Annotated in this window: 11 protein-coding genes; 7 read left to right on the top strand and 4 right to left on the bottom strand. The window is 59.5% G+C overall.

Annotated elements, in window-relative coordinates; genetic code table 11:
- Positions 1-268: 268 nt before the first annotated feature.
- Both A4R35_RS05420 and A4R35_RS05425 read right to left on the bottom strand, forming a co-directional pair.
- The gene (locus A4R35_RS05420; protein WP_112427285.1) at positions 269-1,321 is read right to left on the bottom strand and encodes a lipid II:glycine glycyltransferase FemX; all 1,053 of its coding nucleotides are present in this window, start codon (positions 1,319-1,321) and stop codon (positions 269-271) included.
- 163 nt (positions 1,322-1,484) lie between these two features.
- Positions 1,485-2,714 (bottom strand): glycosyltransferase, encoded by a 1,230-nt coding sequence (locus A4R35_RS05425; RefSeq protein ID WP_112427287.1) that lies wholly within the window; start codon positions 2,712-2,714, stop codon positions 1,485-1,487.
- Positions 2,715-3,192: 478 nt separating this feature from the next.
- On the opposite strand from A4R35_RS05425, the gene A4R35_RS05430 reads away from it, so the two are divergent.
- The 4 genes from A4R35_RS05430 to A4R35_RS05445 all read left to right on the top strand — a co-directional run bounded on the left by A4R35_RS05430 (position 3,193) and on the right by A4R35_RS05445 (position 9,911).
- Complete coding sequence (locus tag A4R35_RS05430) at positions 3,193-4,365, top strand: FAD-dependent oxidoreductase (RefSeq protein WP_146747123.1); 1,173 nt, start codon at positions 3,193-3,195, stop codon at positions 4,363-4,365.
- A 115-nt stretch (positions 4,366-4,480) separates the two neighbouring features.
- Positions 4,481-5,692, top strand: coding sequence for a carboxylate--amine ligase (locus tag A4R35_RS05435; RefSeq protein ID WP_112427291.1), 1,212 nt, complete (start codon positions 4,481-4,483; stop codon positions 5,690-5,692).
- 471 nt (positions 5,693-6,163) lie between these two features.
- The gene (locus tag A4R35_RS05440; protein ID WP_112427293.1) at positions 6,164-8,434 is read left to right on the top strand and encodes a glycosyl hydrolase family 18 protein; all 2,271 of its coding nucleotides are present in this window, start codon (positions 6,164-6,166) and stop codon (positions 8,432-8,434) included.
- 154 nt (positions 8,435-8,588) lie between these two features.
- The gene (locus tag A4R35_RS05445) at positions 8,589-9,911 is read left to right on the top strand and encodes a chitinase (protein ID WP_112427294.1); all 1,323 of its coding nucleotides are present in this window, start codon (positions 8,589-8,591) and stop codon (positions 9,909-9,911) included.
- A 127-nt stretch (positions 9,912-10,038) separates the two neighbouring features.
- Here the strand turns inward: A4R35_RS05445 and A4R35_RS05450 are convergent, their stop codons facing one another.
- The gene (locus tag A4R35_RS05450) at positions 10,039-10,872 is read right to left on the bottom strand and encodes a PIG-L deacetylase family protein (protein WP_146747124.1); all 834 of its coding nucleotides are present in this window, start codon (positions 10,870-10,872) and stop codon (positions 10,039-10,041) included.
- Positions 10,873-10,985: 113 nt separating this feature from the next.
- The gene (locus tag A4R35_RS05455; RefSeq protein ID WP_112427298.1) at positions 10,986-11,543 is read right to left on the bottom strand and encodes an acyltransferase; all 558 of its coding nucleotides are present in this window, start codon (positions 11,541-11,543) and stop codon (positions 10,986-10,988) included.
- A 517-nt stretch (positions 11,544-12,060) separates the two neighbouring features.
- On the opposite strand from A4R35_RS05455, the gene A4R35_RS05460 reads away from it, so the two are divergent.
- Genes A4R35_RS05460 through A4R35_RS24955 form a run of 3 tightly spaced genes read left to right on the top strand, consistent with a single transcriptional unit; the run spans position 12,061 to position 14,244 of the window.
- Positions 12,061-13,119: a GumC domain-containing protein gene (locus A4R35_RS05460; protein WP_112427300.1), complete on the top strand. Its 1,059-nt coding sequence runs from the start codon at positions 12,061-12,063 to the stop codon at positions 13,117-13,119.
- A 29-nt stretch (positions 13,120-13,148) separates the two neighbouring features.
- Positions 13,149-14,084: a CpsD/CapB family tyrosine-protein kinase gene (locus A4R35_RS05465; RefSeq protein WP_112427302.1), complete on the top strand. Its 936-nt coding sequence runs from the start codon at positions 13,149-13,151 to the stop codon at positions 14,082-14,084.
- Positions 14,085-14,112: 28 nt separating this feature from the next.
- Positions 14,113-14,244: a hypothetical protein gene (locus tag A4R35_RS24955; protein WP_262982318.1), complete on the top strand. Its 132-nt coding sequence runs from the start codon at positions 14,113-14,115 to the stop codon at positions 14,242-14,244.
- The last annotated feature ends 57 nt before the right edge of the window (positions 14,245-14,301 follow it).

A 14,301-nucleotide genomic window follows, 5' to 3' on the forward strand; every position in this document is an offset into this window, starting at 1 on the left:
CTGCGCTTCGAAGCTCGCTGATCTCACGGCCAGGGGCCAGGGCAAGGATCAGGGGGACACTAGCGACTCGACCCAAGAGCCGGCAGGGAACGCTCAGCATCAGCCGGGCAGGCAGGGGAGCCAGACAGGGAAAGATCTCTTTCGATCTATCTCTTTGCTCCCCTGCCTGCCCCTCTCGCCTCACCGTCACGCGATCGCAGGACGCCTGTGCGGTCACTATCTTTGCCTGGGCTTTGGGACCCGGCTCGTAGCGTCCTGTCCCTGCCCCCTATCCCAGGTAGCGATAGAGCAGCCCTCCGAGAGGACCACTCACCTGGAGCGGCAGTACCCGCCAGCAGCTCGTCACTAGACGATAGACACGGCTCTCCTCCGAGGTACTCACCGGACCGGCCTGGCGCGGGTAATAATAATAGGGCAGCGGCACTTTCTCAGCTCCCCAGCGACGCTTAAACTCCATCAAGCCCTGATTCGCACAGGCTGTGCGCCCGAGGTCCAGCACCCTGAATCCCTCGTTGCAGGCCTGCTCAATTGCCTGCCACATCAACAGATTATTGGGCGCCAGCTGCAGATAGCCTTCGTGCGAAGCCCCATAGGCATAGCGCAGCGTTCCACCAGCTGCCAGGAAGATCATGCCAGCGATCGGCTGCCCCTCATACTCCGCCAGCCATAGCCGTAACCGTCCGCTGCGCGCAAAAGTCTCCCACAGCTCCAGAAAGAAACGCCGCGGCTGAGCCGGCAACCCATGTTTCTTACAGCGCGTGCGCAGATGGAGCTGATAATAGCGCAGCATCTCCTCGCGGCGCTCTGCCAGGCGCACCTGAACCCCTAACTGGGCAGCCTTGCGTACTTGGCGCTGCACTGGCTTACGCAGCTGGGACCACATCATCTGGGCCTCCCTCGCTAGTGGGAGCAGCCAACGCACATAGAGATCGCTGGTCACAAAGCGACTGTCTGCCTGTAGCAACCCATTGGGACCACAGCGCAGCTCTAAGCAGTCCGCCCTCTGATCCGCAGTCAGGGCCAGCGCCTGCTCAAGGAGAGCCTGGGCATGCTCCGCGCTGTCAGCCAGGAACGGGCAGTAATCCGAAAAAGGGAAGGCCACTAAACGTCGGCTTCCCGGACGGTTCTGCACGAGACAGAGAGGCAAAAAGCCACAGAGTTGACCAGCCTCATTGCGCAGCCCCAAGGGCAGCAGTTTGTAGCCATAGAGGCGACTTATCAACTCCAGCCACTCTGGCATGAGATAAAAGGTCTCACTGGCCTCCTGCGCCAAGGCCGGCGACCATGTCTGCGAAAGAGAGAGCGTTGCCTGCGTCATCATTACTGCTCCTAGCCGTGCTAGCCTGGTAGCTATCTTTCTTCTTCACTGCCCCCACTGCCACCAGTCAGCGGGAGGGGTGCGAGCACACTTTGATCTCTGGCCATGCATCCAGGCACCAGCCAGCGTGCAGCGAACAAAGGCACCCTCGCTGGCCTTGCTCTAGCTAGAGAAGCGAGCCGCGGAAGAGCGGCCTTCTCTCCAGCAGCTCCTCCTCAGCCAGGAGGGTCGCCAGACGCTCTTGGCAGCGCTCCCAGGAATAGGCCTGCTCCACCAGTCGCCTGCCAGCCTCAGCTAATGCCTGCCGGCGCCTGGCATCTTCCAAGAGCAAGAGCACTGCCCTCACAAAGTCATCGGGGGTGTCGGCGAGTAACAGATGGCGACCCGAGGCCACGGCCAGGCCTTCAGCCCCTAATGTCGTTGAGACCACTGCCCTCTTCATTGCCAGCGCCTCTAGAATTTTGAGCCGTGTCCCGCTGCCGATGCGCAGCGGCACCACGACAACACTGGCACGAGCGAGATAGGGACGCACATCGGGTACTGTACCAGTGACTGTCACCCCCGGCAGTCTGGCCAGCCGCCGTACCGAGCGGGGTGGATTGCGCCCCACAATCCACCACTCAACCGCAGGCATCCGTTCGCGGATGAGCGGCCAGCACTGGCGCGCAAAGCCGAGAACGGCCTGCTCATTGGGATAATAGTCTAGCGAGCCGGTGAAGACGATCCGCTGCCCCTCCTCCTCGTCCGTAGAGGGAGGAGCAAAGAAGGAGAGATCCACGCCATTGGGAACGACTCCCACACGAGCTTGCGGGAGCAGCTCTTGTAAGAGTTGACGCTCGCGCTCGCTGGCTACCAAGACAGCAGCCGCTCGCTGACAGCAAGCCAGCTCGCGTGGCTTGACCAGGCGATACTCGCGCCCGTTATACCACCTGCGTAACCAGCTTTTCTCAGTGAGATAGGTGCGATAGAGCAGCTCATACTCAAGGTTATGCTGCAAAATAAGCAAAGGCAGAGAAGCAGGAAGGCGCAGGCCAGCCGCGGTGAGAGCGCCATCAACATAGACCGCCTGATAAGCATCAGTGGCCAGGGCACGATCGAGCGCGTCCTGTAAACCAGGCGGACAACGGTCAGCGATGGCACTTGATTCCCCCCGCACCACATGAAGCGCCTGCCGCCAGCGGCGCCACTGTGAGGCCGGGGACGCGACCAGGTTGACACCCTGCAACCGCTCTAGCAGCGGCCCGCAGCTCGCTGCTTCCTGCAACTTCTCGCCGCGGCTCAGCGCGATCAGCGAAACAGGATACTTGCTCGCCAGCGCCTTTAAAACATAGAAGCTGCGTGCTCCACCTCCCCAGGTTGGAGCAGGAATATAAGGGATCACCGCCAATAGCTTCATCAAGATACCTCTCTCGCTCGGCGTTGCCTGCCAGCGCTATAGGCAAGGCGCACTGGCTCCTCCAGGTAGCTACTCCTTCCAGGCTAGTTGCCATTGCCGCCGAGCGCATAGAGACGCAGACGCTCGGCACGGGGATCGCTGCAAGCGCAACTCTTTCATTGTTATTGCTTATCAGCTAAGGAACCTGCCCAGTCAGTAAGCATAGCGCCTGCTGATCGCGGAACGGTTGACCTTTCGGTCAAGAATGTGTTCCTGAAGAGGCCAGGAAGTGCATATTCACAATCGAAAGAGGAGCGCTGGCTATCTCTACCAATTCACATAACCCTTCTCGCTATCACGACATCTTCTTCACCAGAAGAAACATCGCTTCCCAACGCACAAGCAGTATGCTGTCAGAGACAGTAAAACCGCATTCGCCAGCAGGCCGCATTGACTGGTGGCCGGCGGCGATCAGCTGCGAGAGAGGGAGGGTGCTTGCGTGAGCAACGACACCACGGTCGTCATCGGCGCTGGACCATACGGGCTTTCGATCGGCGCTTATCTGAAGGGGCGCGCCCAGCCCGCCCTGGTCTTTGGCCGTACAATGGAGTTTTGGCAGCAAATGCCCACTGGCTTTCACCTGAAGTCAGTCTGGAGCGCCTCGACGCTCTTCGACCCGGATGGTCGCTATAGTCTGGATCGCTACTGCACCGCTACCAGCACGCCACGCCAGGAGCCGCTGCCGATCACGCTTTTTCTGAGTTATTGCTGCTGGTTCCAGCGTCAGGCAGTTCCCGATGTAGATCCAACGTATATCACCAGGCTGGCCCGCGATGGTGAAACATTCGTGCTTGAGCTGGCAGATGGCCGCTCGCTGAAAGCAAGGCGCGTTGTGGTCGCCAGCGGGATTGCCCCGTTCTGCTACGTGCCAGAGTTCGCTCGTCACCTGCCGCCCGAGCTGGCTTCCCATACGCAGGCTCACCGCGATTTCTCCAGCTTTGCGAATCGCGAGGTGGCTATCGTTGGACGCGGCCAGAGCGCCCTGGAGTGCGCCGCCCTGCTCCACGAGGCGGGAGCCAGCGTGGAGTTGATCGCCCGCGGCCCAGTGATCTGGATCAACCGCGCGCTCTACCATCGCACTGGTCCGGCCCGCCGCATCTTTTATCCCCCCAGCGATGTCGGACCCCCGGGCCTCAACTGGCTCGTCGCCTCGCCGCTGCTCTTCCGCCTCTTCCCCGAGAAGACGCGCTATGCCCTCGATCGCCGCGCCGTCCGACCAGCAGGGGCGGAATGGTTGCGCCCACGGGTAGAGGGTCATGTCCGTATCACGGATACGGCGGAGGTCGTGAAGGCTACGCCTCGCGGCGAGCGCCTGGAGCTGACGCTCAGCGACGGGAGTACGCGCCAGGTCGACCACCTCTTCCTGGGCACTGGCTATCGCCCGAATATTCATAAGCTGACTTACCTTGACGAGGCTTTGCGGGCACAGATCCTGGCCCGCGATGGCTATCCCGTGCTCAACGAGTGGTTCGAGTCGTCGGTGCCTCGCCTCCACTTCGCTGGCGCGCTGGCCAATCACAGTTTCGGACCAATCTGCCGTTTCGTGGCCGGGGCGAAGATCCCCGCTCGTCAGATCTTGCGCTGCGTCCAGCGCGACCGCCGCTTCGCTTAGCTTCGGCTCAGTGCCTTGCCTTTCTGGAAGCTGGCCACCGCGCTATTCTCGGTCGGTAGGTACGCTGATGCCTGGTAGATCTGTTGAGGGGGGAGAGAAGAGACTCCCCCCTGTCTTGATCCTGGGAAGCGATTTCAAAGCTCTGGGAGTCGCACGCCGCTTGGGACGCCGGGGCATCGCCTGCACAGTGCTCGATGCCGTGCCACGCTCTGCCTGGTTCTCACGCTATACGCGCCAGCGTATTCGCTGGCCCGGCTCCCTCGGCGATGAGGCGCTGCTGACATTCTTGCTCTCCTCTGGGCCCGCCAGTAGTCTGCAGGGCGCCGTCCTTTTCCCTATGCAGGATGAGGCCGTCGAGCTGATTAGCCGCCACCATACGGAACTGGCTCGCCTTTACCGGCTCACAACTCCACCCTGGGAGGTGGCTCGCTGGGCCCTCGATAAACGCTTGACTTACCGCATGGCCCAGGAGCTGGATGTCCCGGCACCACGCACCTGGTACCCCGCCGATGAGCAGGCCCTGGCAGACCTCGATCTCCAGTTTCCTGTGATCGTGAAGCCGGCCATCTCGGTCCACCTGCAATATACCTTGCGCCTCAAGGCCCTGGAAGCGCGGAGCTACGCTGAGCTGCTAAGTGCCTATCGCCAGGCCCGCACAGTCCTGGAGGCCGATGAGATCCTGCTTCAGGAGCTTATCCCCGGTGGAGGCCAGCTTCAGTATTCGCTGGGCGCCTTCTGTGAGAACGGCCAGCTGCTCTACGCCTTAACCGCCCGCCGCCGTCGCCAATATCCAATCGACTATGGCCTTGGCTCTAGCTTCGTAGAGGCTGTCGAGGTCCCGGCTCTCTACCCTCTGGCCGAGAAGCTGCTCCACTTCATGGGCACAAGCGGCATGGTCGAGGTCGAGTTTAAGCTTGATCCTCGCGATGACCGCTATAAGCTGCTCGATATCAATCTGCGCCCCTGGGGCTGGCACACGCTCTGCGTGGCCTGCGGCCTGGACCTGCCCTACCTGCAGTATTGCCAGGCTATCGGCCAAGCCGGCGATCACCCCGGCCCCATCCGCTACGGCGTTCGCTGGCTGCGCCTCTTGACCGATCTGCCCGCCGGCCTCCAGGAGATGCGCGCTGGCCTCTCCAGCCCCCTTGCTTATCTCCGTTCACTGGTCGGTCCTACAACCTTCTCCGTCTTCTCTTTGACCGATCCTTTGCCCGCCGTCGGCGATTTGCTCGTCGCCTTGCTGCGCGTCAGCCGCTTCCAGGCCCCTCACCCCGCTCCCTGTCCTCCTTCCACTCTCCCTCAAGAGGCAGCTCCCCCAGCGCGCTAAAGTATCCCCCCACCACCCTCCTCGCCCTTCAATCTATCTGGTCTATACATCTTGACATATACACCATAAATGGGTACACTCCATATGAGGAGAGGAGATCAACCGGCCTCCGGGGCCTGCCGGGATCTCTCTGTGGCAGGTAGCAGTCTGGCTTCGCTGTCCACAACCGACGCGAACGCACCACAGGTGGAAGGCAAGCACTAAGGGCTTCCGCTGAGACAGGGTCTGCGCACTGCGACACATCTCTTCGGGCCACTGGTGGACAGAGGCCGGTCCTGACCTGTCTGAGTTCGAGAAGAAAGGAGGAGAGAGTGGCGAAAGGGCTGCTCTGCTCGCTTTCAGGCAGCCCTACATAGTCCTGTCCAGATCAGCACGTGCGACGCTCAGCACGCGGTTGGTCGGCTGCCGCGTGTCTTTGCCAGGGGCCTCCCAGCCGAGACTGCTAGCAAGGAATGTTAGCAAGGAGAAACCATGAGACGACAGGAAAGACTCTTGCAGCTTGGAATAGCGGTGGCTCTGCTCTGCTCGGGCCTGGCCGCTCTGCTCTACACTCATCCGCTCCAGGTGCGTGGGGCCACGGTGATTACCACACCAACCAATGTCCATGTAGTGGCCACCGGTCCGCAAGCGATCACCCTGGCCTGGTCACCCTCCACAGACAATTCCGGCACTGGCGACGTGCCAGCCTACTACGTCTATAACGGCAGCAATATCGTTGCCACCTCGATGGGTACGGCTGTGACCATCAGCTCGCTGCTGCCCTCGACGAGTTACACCTTCACCGTTCAAGCTTACGACAAGGACGGCAACACCTCGGCCCCCAGCGCTCCAATTACCGCCTCCACCCAGGCAGCCAGCACTCCCACCTACCAGAAAATCGCCTACTTCGACCAGTGGAGCATCTACGGCAACGCTTACTATCCCTCGACTGTCGATACCTCGGGAGCAGCCTCACGCCTGACCATGATTATCTACGCTTTCGAGAACATCGACCCCACGAATCTGACCTGCTTTGAGACGATCAAGGCGGCAGACTCCAGCAATGAGAACGACCCTAACGCCGGCGATGGAGCAGGCGATGCCTTTGCAGACTATCAGAAGAGCTATAGCAGCACAAACTCCGTCGACGGCAGCTCGGACTCTTACAGTCAGCCGATCAAGGGCAACTTCAACCAGCTCCGTGAGCTGAAGGTCAAATATCCCAATCTGAAGATTCTGCTCTCCATCGGCGGCTGGACCTATTCAAAGTACTTCTCCGATGTGGCGGCAACGGCCTCCTCACGCCAGAAGTTCGTTAGCTCCTGCATCGATATGTTCCTTAAGGGGAACCTGCCCACGGGCATCAGTGGTGATCCATCGGGCGGTCCTGCCTCCGCTGCCGGCATCTTCGATGGCTTCGACATTGACTGGGAGTACCCCGGTGTCCTCGGGCATGTTGGCAACCACTATGGTCCCCAGGATAAAGCTAACTTCACGCTCCTGCTCCAGGAGTTCCGCAACGAGCTGGACGCCTATGGGGCCAGCATTGGCAAGCATTTCACGCTAACAGCGGCTGTCCCTTCGGGACAAGATAAGATTATGCAGATCCAGACCGATCAGATCGGGAATTATCTGGATTACGCCGATGTCATGACTTATGACATGCACGGAGCCTGGGAGAGCAGCGGCCCAACGAATTTCCAGGATCCGCTCTATGGGTCGCCTCAAGATCCTTCGGCACCTATCCCTCCCGGTCAGGCCAAATATAATATTGATACGTCCATCCAGGCCTGGACAAGCGGACTCTCAGCCTACAGTATCCCTGGCGGCTTTCCCGCCAGCAAGCTGGTGATGGGCTTCCCCTTCTACTACCGTGGATGGACAGGCGTACCCGCTGGCAATACGCATGGCCTCTACCAGTCTGCTACTGGCCCTTCACCGTCCTTCTCCTACAGTCAGACCCCCGGTGTCGCTTTCTATAAGGAGCTGGCCGCCGCTGGCCTGACGAGTAATGCAAGTGACAACTTCTTCGATTCGACCACACAGGCTTCCTGGATCTATGACGGCACGAATTTCTACACCGGCGACACGCCGCAGTCGATCGCTGCGAAAACGACCTACATCAAGAACAAGGGCCTGGCCGGTGCCATGATGTTCTCCCTGGAAGATGAGGACACAGCCGATACGCTGCTGAACGCCATCGTCAATGGTCTGGGAAACACCTCGAACCCTGGTCCGACGCCAACCCCCACACCAACCCCGACAGCGACCCCGACTCCCATACCGACACCGACCAGTACTCCCACGCCTACGCCTATGCCCACATCAGCGCCGACGGCTACTCCTACACCTAGCCCAACACCGACCTCCCCTCCGTCTGGAGGCAACCTGGTCGCGAATCCCGGCTTCGAGAGTGGCTCGCTGGCGCCCTGGAGCTGCGACTCAGGCGATCAGGTTGTTACCTCGCCTGTTCACAGCGGTTCTTACGCGCTGCAGATCACTCCGACGAGTTCTACAACAGGCCAGTGCACCCAGACGATCAGCGTCCAACCGAATCATACCTATACGCTGAGCGCCTACGTGGATGGTCCTTATGCCTACCTGGGCATCAGCGGTGGAGCGAGCAACTGGACCAGCAGCAGTAGCTACACGCTGCTTTCGGTCTCCTTCACAACTGGCTCCTCGACCACCAGTGTCACCATCTACGTGCACGGCTGGTACCTGCAGGGCAACGTCTACGTAGACGACGTCTCGCTTCAATAGGCTTCAACGCGAGACTACTGGCAAGGGAGGGAGCGAGAGCAGGCAGCACGGCCTCGTCCAGCTCTCAGACCGTTCTGTCACTCTCCTCCCTTACCCTGACTTCTCCTGATGGCCTTCCACGATCACTAGCACTAGCAAGCAAAGGAGCTAAGATATGCTGCCTCTGAGAACTTCCTGCACAAGTGGACCGCCAACCCGAAGAGCCTTGCTGCTCGTCTCTGTCGCCTTCCTTGTAGTCTGCCTTGCAGCGGTAGCCTTCAGCCTCCAGTACCAGCAGCGGCCAGCCCAAGCTGCCGCGTCTCCAGGGACGGCCTGGTACAATGCGGCTCCTTACGTCATGCCCCTCGCCAATAACCCACCGTCCCTTACAACCGTGATGGCCGCAACTGGCGCACGCGTCTTTACACTGGCCTTCATCGTGGCAGACAACAGCTGCACACCTGCCTGGGAGGCCGACAGCGGCCTGATCGATGTCTCAACCGATACCCAGGTTGGCCCTATTATCAATGCTGTGCGAGCAGCGGGCGGCGATGTGGTGGTCTCTTTCGGCGGCTATAATGGCACGAAACTGGGACAGGTCTGTGGTACCGCCCAGGCTACCGCTGCCGCAGAGCAGGCCGTCATTAGCAAGTACGGCCTGCGCGCGATTGACCTCGACCTGGAAGAGCCGGAGTACGAGAACGCCAGTGCTATCAATAACGAGCTGGGAGCCGCTCAGATTCTGCAGGCTAACAACCCCGGCCTTCTAATCACTATCACCCTGCCGGGAACCACCTCGGGGACTGGCTACTTTGGACAGCAGCTGCTCACGACCGCGCGCAGCCTCAGCTACACTCCGAGCAGCTACTCCATCATGCCCTTTGATGGAGGCTTCAGCGGCGCCAGCAGCCAGATCAGCGCTCTGCAGAGCTTCCACACTATGCTCATGAACACCTTTGGCTGGGATAGCGCGACAGCCTACGCCCATGAGGGCATCTCCTCTATGAATGGGCGCACCGATAGCGGAGAATACTTCTACCAGTCCGATTTCCAGACGGTGCTTAGCTTCGTCGAGAGCAATCACCTGGCCCGCTTTACTTTCTGGTCGGTAAACCGCGATCGCCAATGCACGCCGCCAGATAACAACGGGAACCTCTCGGCTACCTGTAGCAGCGTGCCTCAGAACGACTGGGACTTCACCCGCATCGTTACCCAATTCGCTCAGACGAGCACAGCGACTCCTACAGTAGTTCCTTCGTCAACGCCATCAACGCCAACGCCCACCGCCACACCTGCCCCGACCCTTACTCCCTCGCCGACGCCTACACCCTCAACTGGCAGCAGCTGCGCAGGCGTTGCCCCGTGGAGTCCTACCACGGCTTATACCGGGGGCAGCAAAGTTACCTATAACGGCTATCTCTGGCAGGCCAAGTGGTGGACGTACAACGACGTGCCGGGCGGTCCAGCCGGCGTCTGGGTCCAGCTGGGTCCCTGCTAGCGAACGAACTATTACCCTCCACCCCCTCTTAACGCCCAGCAGATCAAAGGAGGTCTGTGCAGGTTTCCTCAAACTCCGCGATTGGAGGCGACTGGCGGAGATGTTTCACCCTCCGCCAGTCGTTTTGCTAGTGGGGATGGGGGCAGTCACCCTGCAGAGCCGGTCGCCAGAAGCGCTCCACATGCGCCCCCTGCTTCGGGCTGATCTGGCTACTGTAACATTCGATGCTTTGATAAAGCGCAGCCGCCGTGCCAAAGTTGATGCGCACCTGCGAGGCATAGAGGCTGGCAGCCTGCTGGCGCAAAGCCAGCGTATCCGAGATCTCCACCAGCTGAGGCTGCATCATGAACCCCAGCTCCTGCAGGCGCTTCTTGAGAGCAGTGGGATGCAGGACATAGGGGAAATCCTCATAGAAGGCAACATTAGCTCCATATACGAGAAGTCGGAAGGCAGCGGCAGAAACAACGCGATGATCGACATGGCCTCCAATGCCCAAGGGCGCATACCAGTGGAGCGAGGGGAGACGACGATGGAGAGCCAGACAAAGGTGAAGTAAATCTTCGACAATCCAGGCATCAACCTGACGCATACGTCCGCCGATAGCCCGTTTCCAGCGATAGAGGGCAGGAGAGCCGCGATAGATGGCGTCGAGATAATCTAACCAGAGGCAATCGGCCCGCAGCGAGGAGCAGGCGCACTGGTCTTCCTCGCGACGAAGCTCTACCAGGCTAAACGCCTGCTGGTGACTGCTCATCGTGCGCTGGATGCGTCGCGCAAAGGAGCTTAGCTTTAAATCGGGTCCTGGAAGGCCAGCGAATACAGTTACAACCAGTGAACATTCCTTTTGAAGCGTCTGTAAGGCAATAGTTCCACCACAAGAATAGACAGCATCATCGAAGTGTGGTGAAAGATAGACATGCTGATACTCTGGACCAACATCGTCCATAGCAGAGACAAGCAACCCTAAACTCCTTTCAGCTCACGACCAAGCGGCTTCCTGAGCTAGTTGGCATAGCGAGGGAGAGGAATCGAGAGAGATCAATCCAATCCCTTGCCGCCAGCCTGACAGGGGTGTTAACCAAACAGAGGATGAAAATGAGCCAGGGAATAGGAAGGATTGCGCAGCTGGCGCTCTCCGACCACGCGCGCAGGCACGCCGCCCACGATTGCATAGGGAGGAACATCATGGGTCACGACTGCGCCCGCCATAACGACGGCACCTTCGCCGATGGTCACACCTGCCAGGACCGTCGCCCGCGCTCCCAGGAAGGCATAGCTTCCTATCACAATCGGCTTGTAGATATCCTTGTGCTCTGGATCGTTGATATCATGCGAACCAGTGATCAGCCAGACCCCCGGCGAGAGACTGACATGCTCGCCGATCACCAGCCCCCCTGTTACATAGAGCAGACAGCCATAGTTAATCACCGAGCCCTTGCCAATCACAACGCGACGCCCCCGGCCACGCAGACCTGCCATCTGAATACGCACGCCAGAAAGGATCGTTACCTGCGGACCGATCTCCCACCCCAGCACCGCGCGATACCAGGCATAGCGCAGCGTATAAGAAGGAATATAATTGATAACCTGATTGGTGAGATATTTGAGCAACTCACGGATGGCATCCCTCATTTGAGCACCTCCGGCAGCGCGGCCAGGGACAGGAGTTGACCGCCCCCACAGCGAGAGCGGAACGCGGGTGGTCTTGGAGCAGGCTCACCAGCAGGCATACAGATCACGACCATCCGCTCTGCGCCCCCCATTGACCCAGAGCGATCAGCAACTCAGGCCATAGCTGTCTTCCTGGCAGCGAGCCACGCTGGCCATGCGAGAAGTTCTCCGGCGCTTGGTTCGCTCCTGGTCTATTCGGGTTATAGCACGCCTTTGTAGTGACAAGATTGCGAATCTGGTAAAGAACGAGTCTTTTTCTTAGAGCAGAGTAGACGAACAGTACCCCAACCTGCATCAGCCTTTACCCCAGCTCGCCGGTAGCGCGATGTACACATCGAACCCCCAGCAGAAACGACATCTTCACATACACGAATACCACTTTACCATCGAGCCGGTAGTACCCTTGTAGCAGACCACATACCAGCAGAAAAAACGAGAGGTTACCTGATGCTACGCGAAGCGAAGGAGGTCTGTTCTTGTGGGGCGTGTACTTGAAGCTATCTTTTGCCGGCCCCTGCAGCTCATTCTGCTGCTCGTAATGTTCCCGGCACTGGCAATTGCAGTCGTGTTGCTTCTCCCTCGATCGTACGAAACAACGGCCTCACTCTGGGCCTTGCGACGCTACGAGGTCATCGGAGCCACCGGGCCAGAGACGAATCTCCAGGCAACACCAGCAGAAACGCAAGCCACGGCTCTGAGCGAGCTGCTGCAAAGTCGCACCTTCGCTTTAAAGGTGGCTTCTCAAACACAGCTCGCCTCAACACTTGACGCGCACACGCGCTCTGATCCTCTCTTACGTGACGATGCCCTCTTCACGGAGATCTCCAAGCATGTAGTTGTACGTGCAGTGGGCTATAACCTGTTCACTATTACTTATGAGAACCAAAGCGCAAAAATTGCTCAACAGGTGGTAGAGTCTGTCATCGACAACTATAGTCAGCAGAGCCAGCAGTTCAGCATCGCCGAGGCACAGTATCTGCTCCAAAGCTATCAGGGCCAGCTCGTGAAGGCCCAGCAGGACGCTGCCTCTGCCGCGGCTGCCGAGGCTCGCTATCTCACCAATCATCCCGACCTGGCTCATCAGGTGCTGACTTCTGGCCCTGATTACGCTGCTACCCTCGACCCTGCCTACGGCCTCCTCCATAGTCAGACCAAGCAGGCCCAGGCGACGGTGGAAAACTTGCAATCGCTGATTGCCAGCCTGAATCAGGAGATCAGTGCTCAGGGTACTGGCACCAACAGCCTTTTTAAGGTAATCGATACCCCCAGCGTGGGCACACAGCCAGTCTCACGGCTGAAGTCATTCCTGATCGGCGGCGCGATTGGTCTGGTGGCAGCGCTCGTTAGCTGCTCCGCTCTGGTAATCATCCAGGTTCGCCGCAATCGCGCGGTCTATACACCTCTCGACTTGCAGAAAATCACAACGCTGCCGGTGCTGGCTCAGCTTCCACGCCTGGGACAGGAAGGTATTACGGCCTTGCTCCCTTCAGCCGCTTCTGGCGAGCTGCTGCCCGGCAGGGACGGTGTTCCTTCTTAACTAGCTGAGGAGAGGAGAGGATAGCGCTTATGGCAGAACATGATTGGTTCAATAATAAGAAGCAGAACCCTGGCTCGCACGACTCGGAAAGCGATACGGTTAAGCTGCCAGCTCGCCGCTCGCAGTCGGTTACTGCCGCCCTGGCTTCGTCAACTCAAACGGAGGAGCAGGCCCCAGAAGAGCCTGGTCTGTCGCTGAAAGGCTCTAAAGAGCCGACCGAGGCACTCAGCAAGATAAAGGTGCCAGAAACGCCCGTGCCGACTAGACCCGCAAAGGTAAAGCTCCAGCAGAAGGAGCAGGCGGCTTCTACCAAGGGTCATAAGCATAAGGCAGGCGAGTTGCTCAATGCCCAAGCGCTACGCGAGCGCTGCCGCCAGCTGTGCACCGCCACTTTCTTCCGGGAACACTCGACGATCCGCAGCCTTGGCTTTACGAGCGCTACCGCTGGTGAGGGGAAGACGCTCCTGGCCCTGGCGACCGCTACTGTGCTGGCTAACGACAGCGGGAGGCCTGTAACGTTGCTAGAATGCACCTGGGAGCGCCCGCGCCTGCAGGAGTTATTCGACCTGCCGCGTGGTCAGGGGCTGGCGGAATGGCTACGCGGCGAGTGCAGCGAGGAGGCGATTCGCTACCGCGTGTCGCCCGAGCTAACGGTTATCCCTGCGGGCGATGCCGCAGGGCAGGCTATGAAGCTAATCCACCTGCTCTCTGAACGCCAGCTTCTCTCTCGCCTGCCCAGCTCTCAGGAGCTGTTCATTCTTGATCTGCCGCCGCTGGTGACGTCGGGCTACGGCGCTCTGGCGGCCAGCCTGGCCGATTCGCTGATCCTGGTGGTGCACGCCGGCGTGACGTCTGAGGTGCTGGTCAGCGAAGCCTGTGCTCAGCTGAGGGACCTTCCTGTCCAGGGTATCTTGCTGAACCAGATCGAGAGCCACATTCCGCGCTGGATACGCCAGCTGCTGTGAGGGTTGCCCTAGAGAAGGTACCTGACCCATGAAAACGATCGTGATCTTGCTCGGCTTTTTCCTGGCACTAAGCCTCTTTGTCAGGAAGTATAACGCTACAACGCGGCTGCTCATGCTGCTGGCCATCGCTGTGCTAGTGGCTTACAGCACTTTCTTCTGAGCAGCTCAGCAGATCATGAACACAGTGGATCTGGCTTTGTCGTCGTCTTTGCACAAC

The sequence above is a fragment of the Thermogemmatispora tikiterensis genome, from assembly GCF_003268475.1.
Taxonomy (GTDB): domain Bacteria; phylum Chloroflexota; class Ktedonobacteria; order Ktedonobacterales; family Ktedonobacteraceae; genus Thermogemmatispora; species Thermogemmatispora tikiterensis.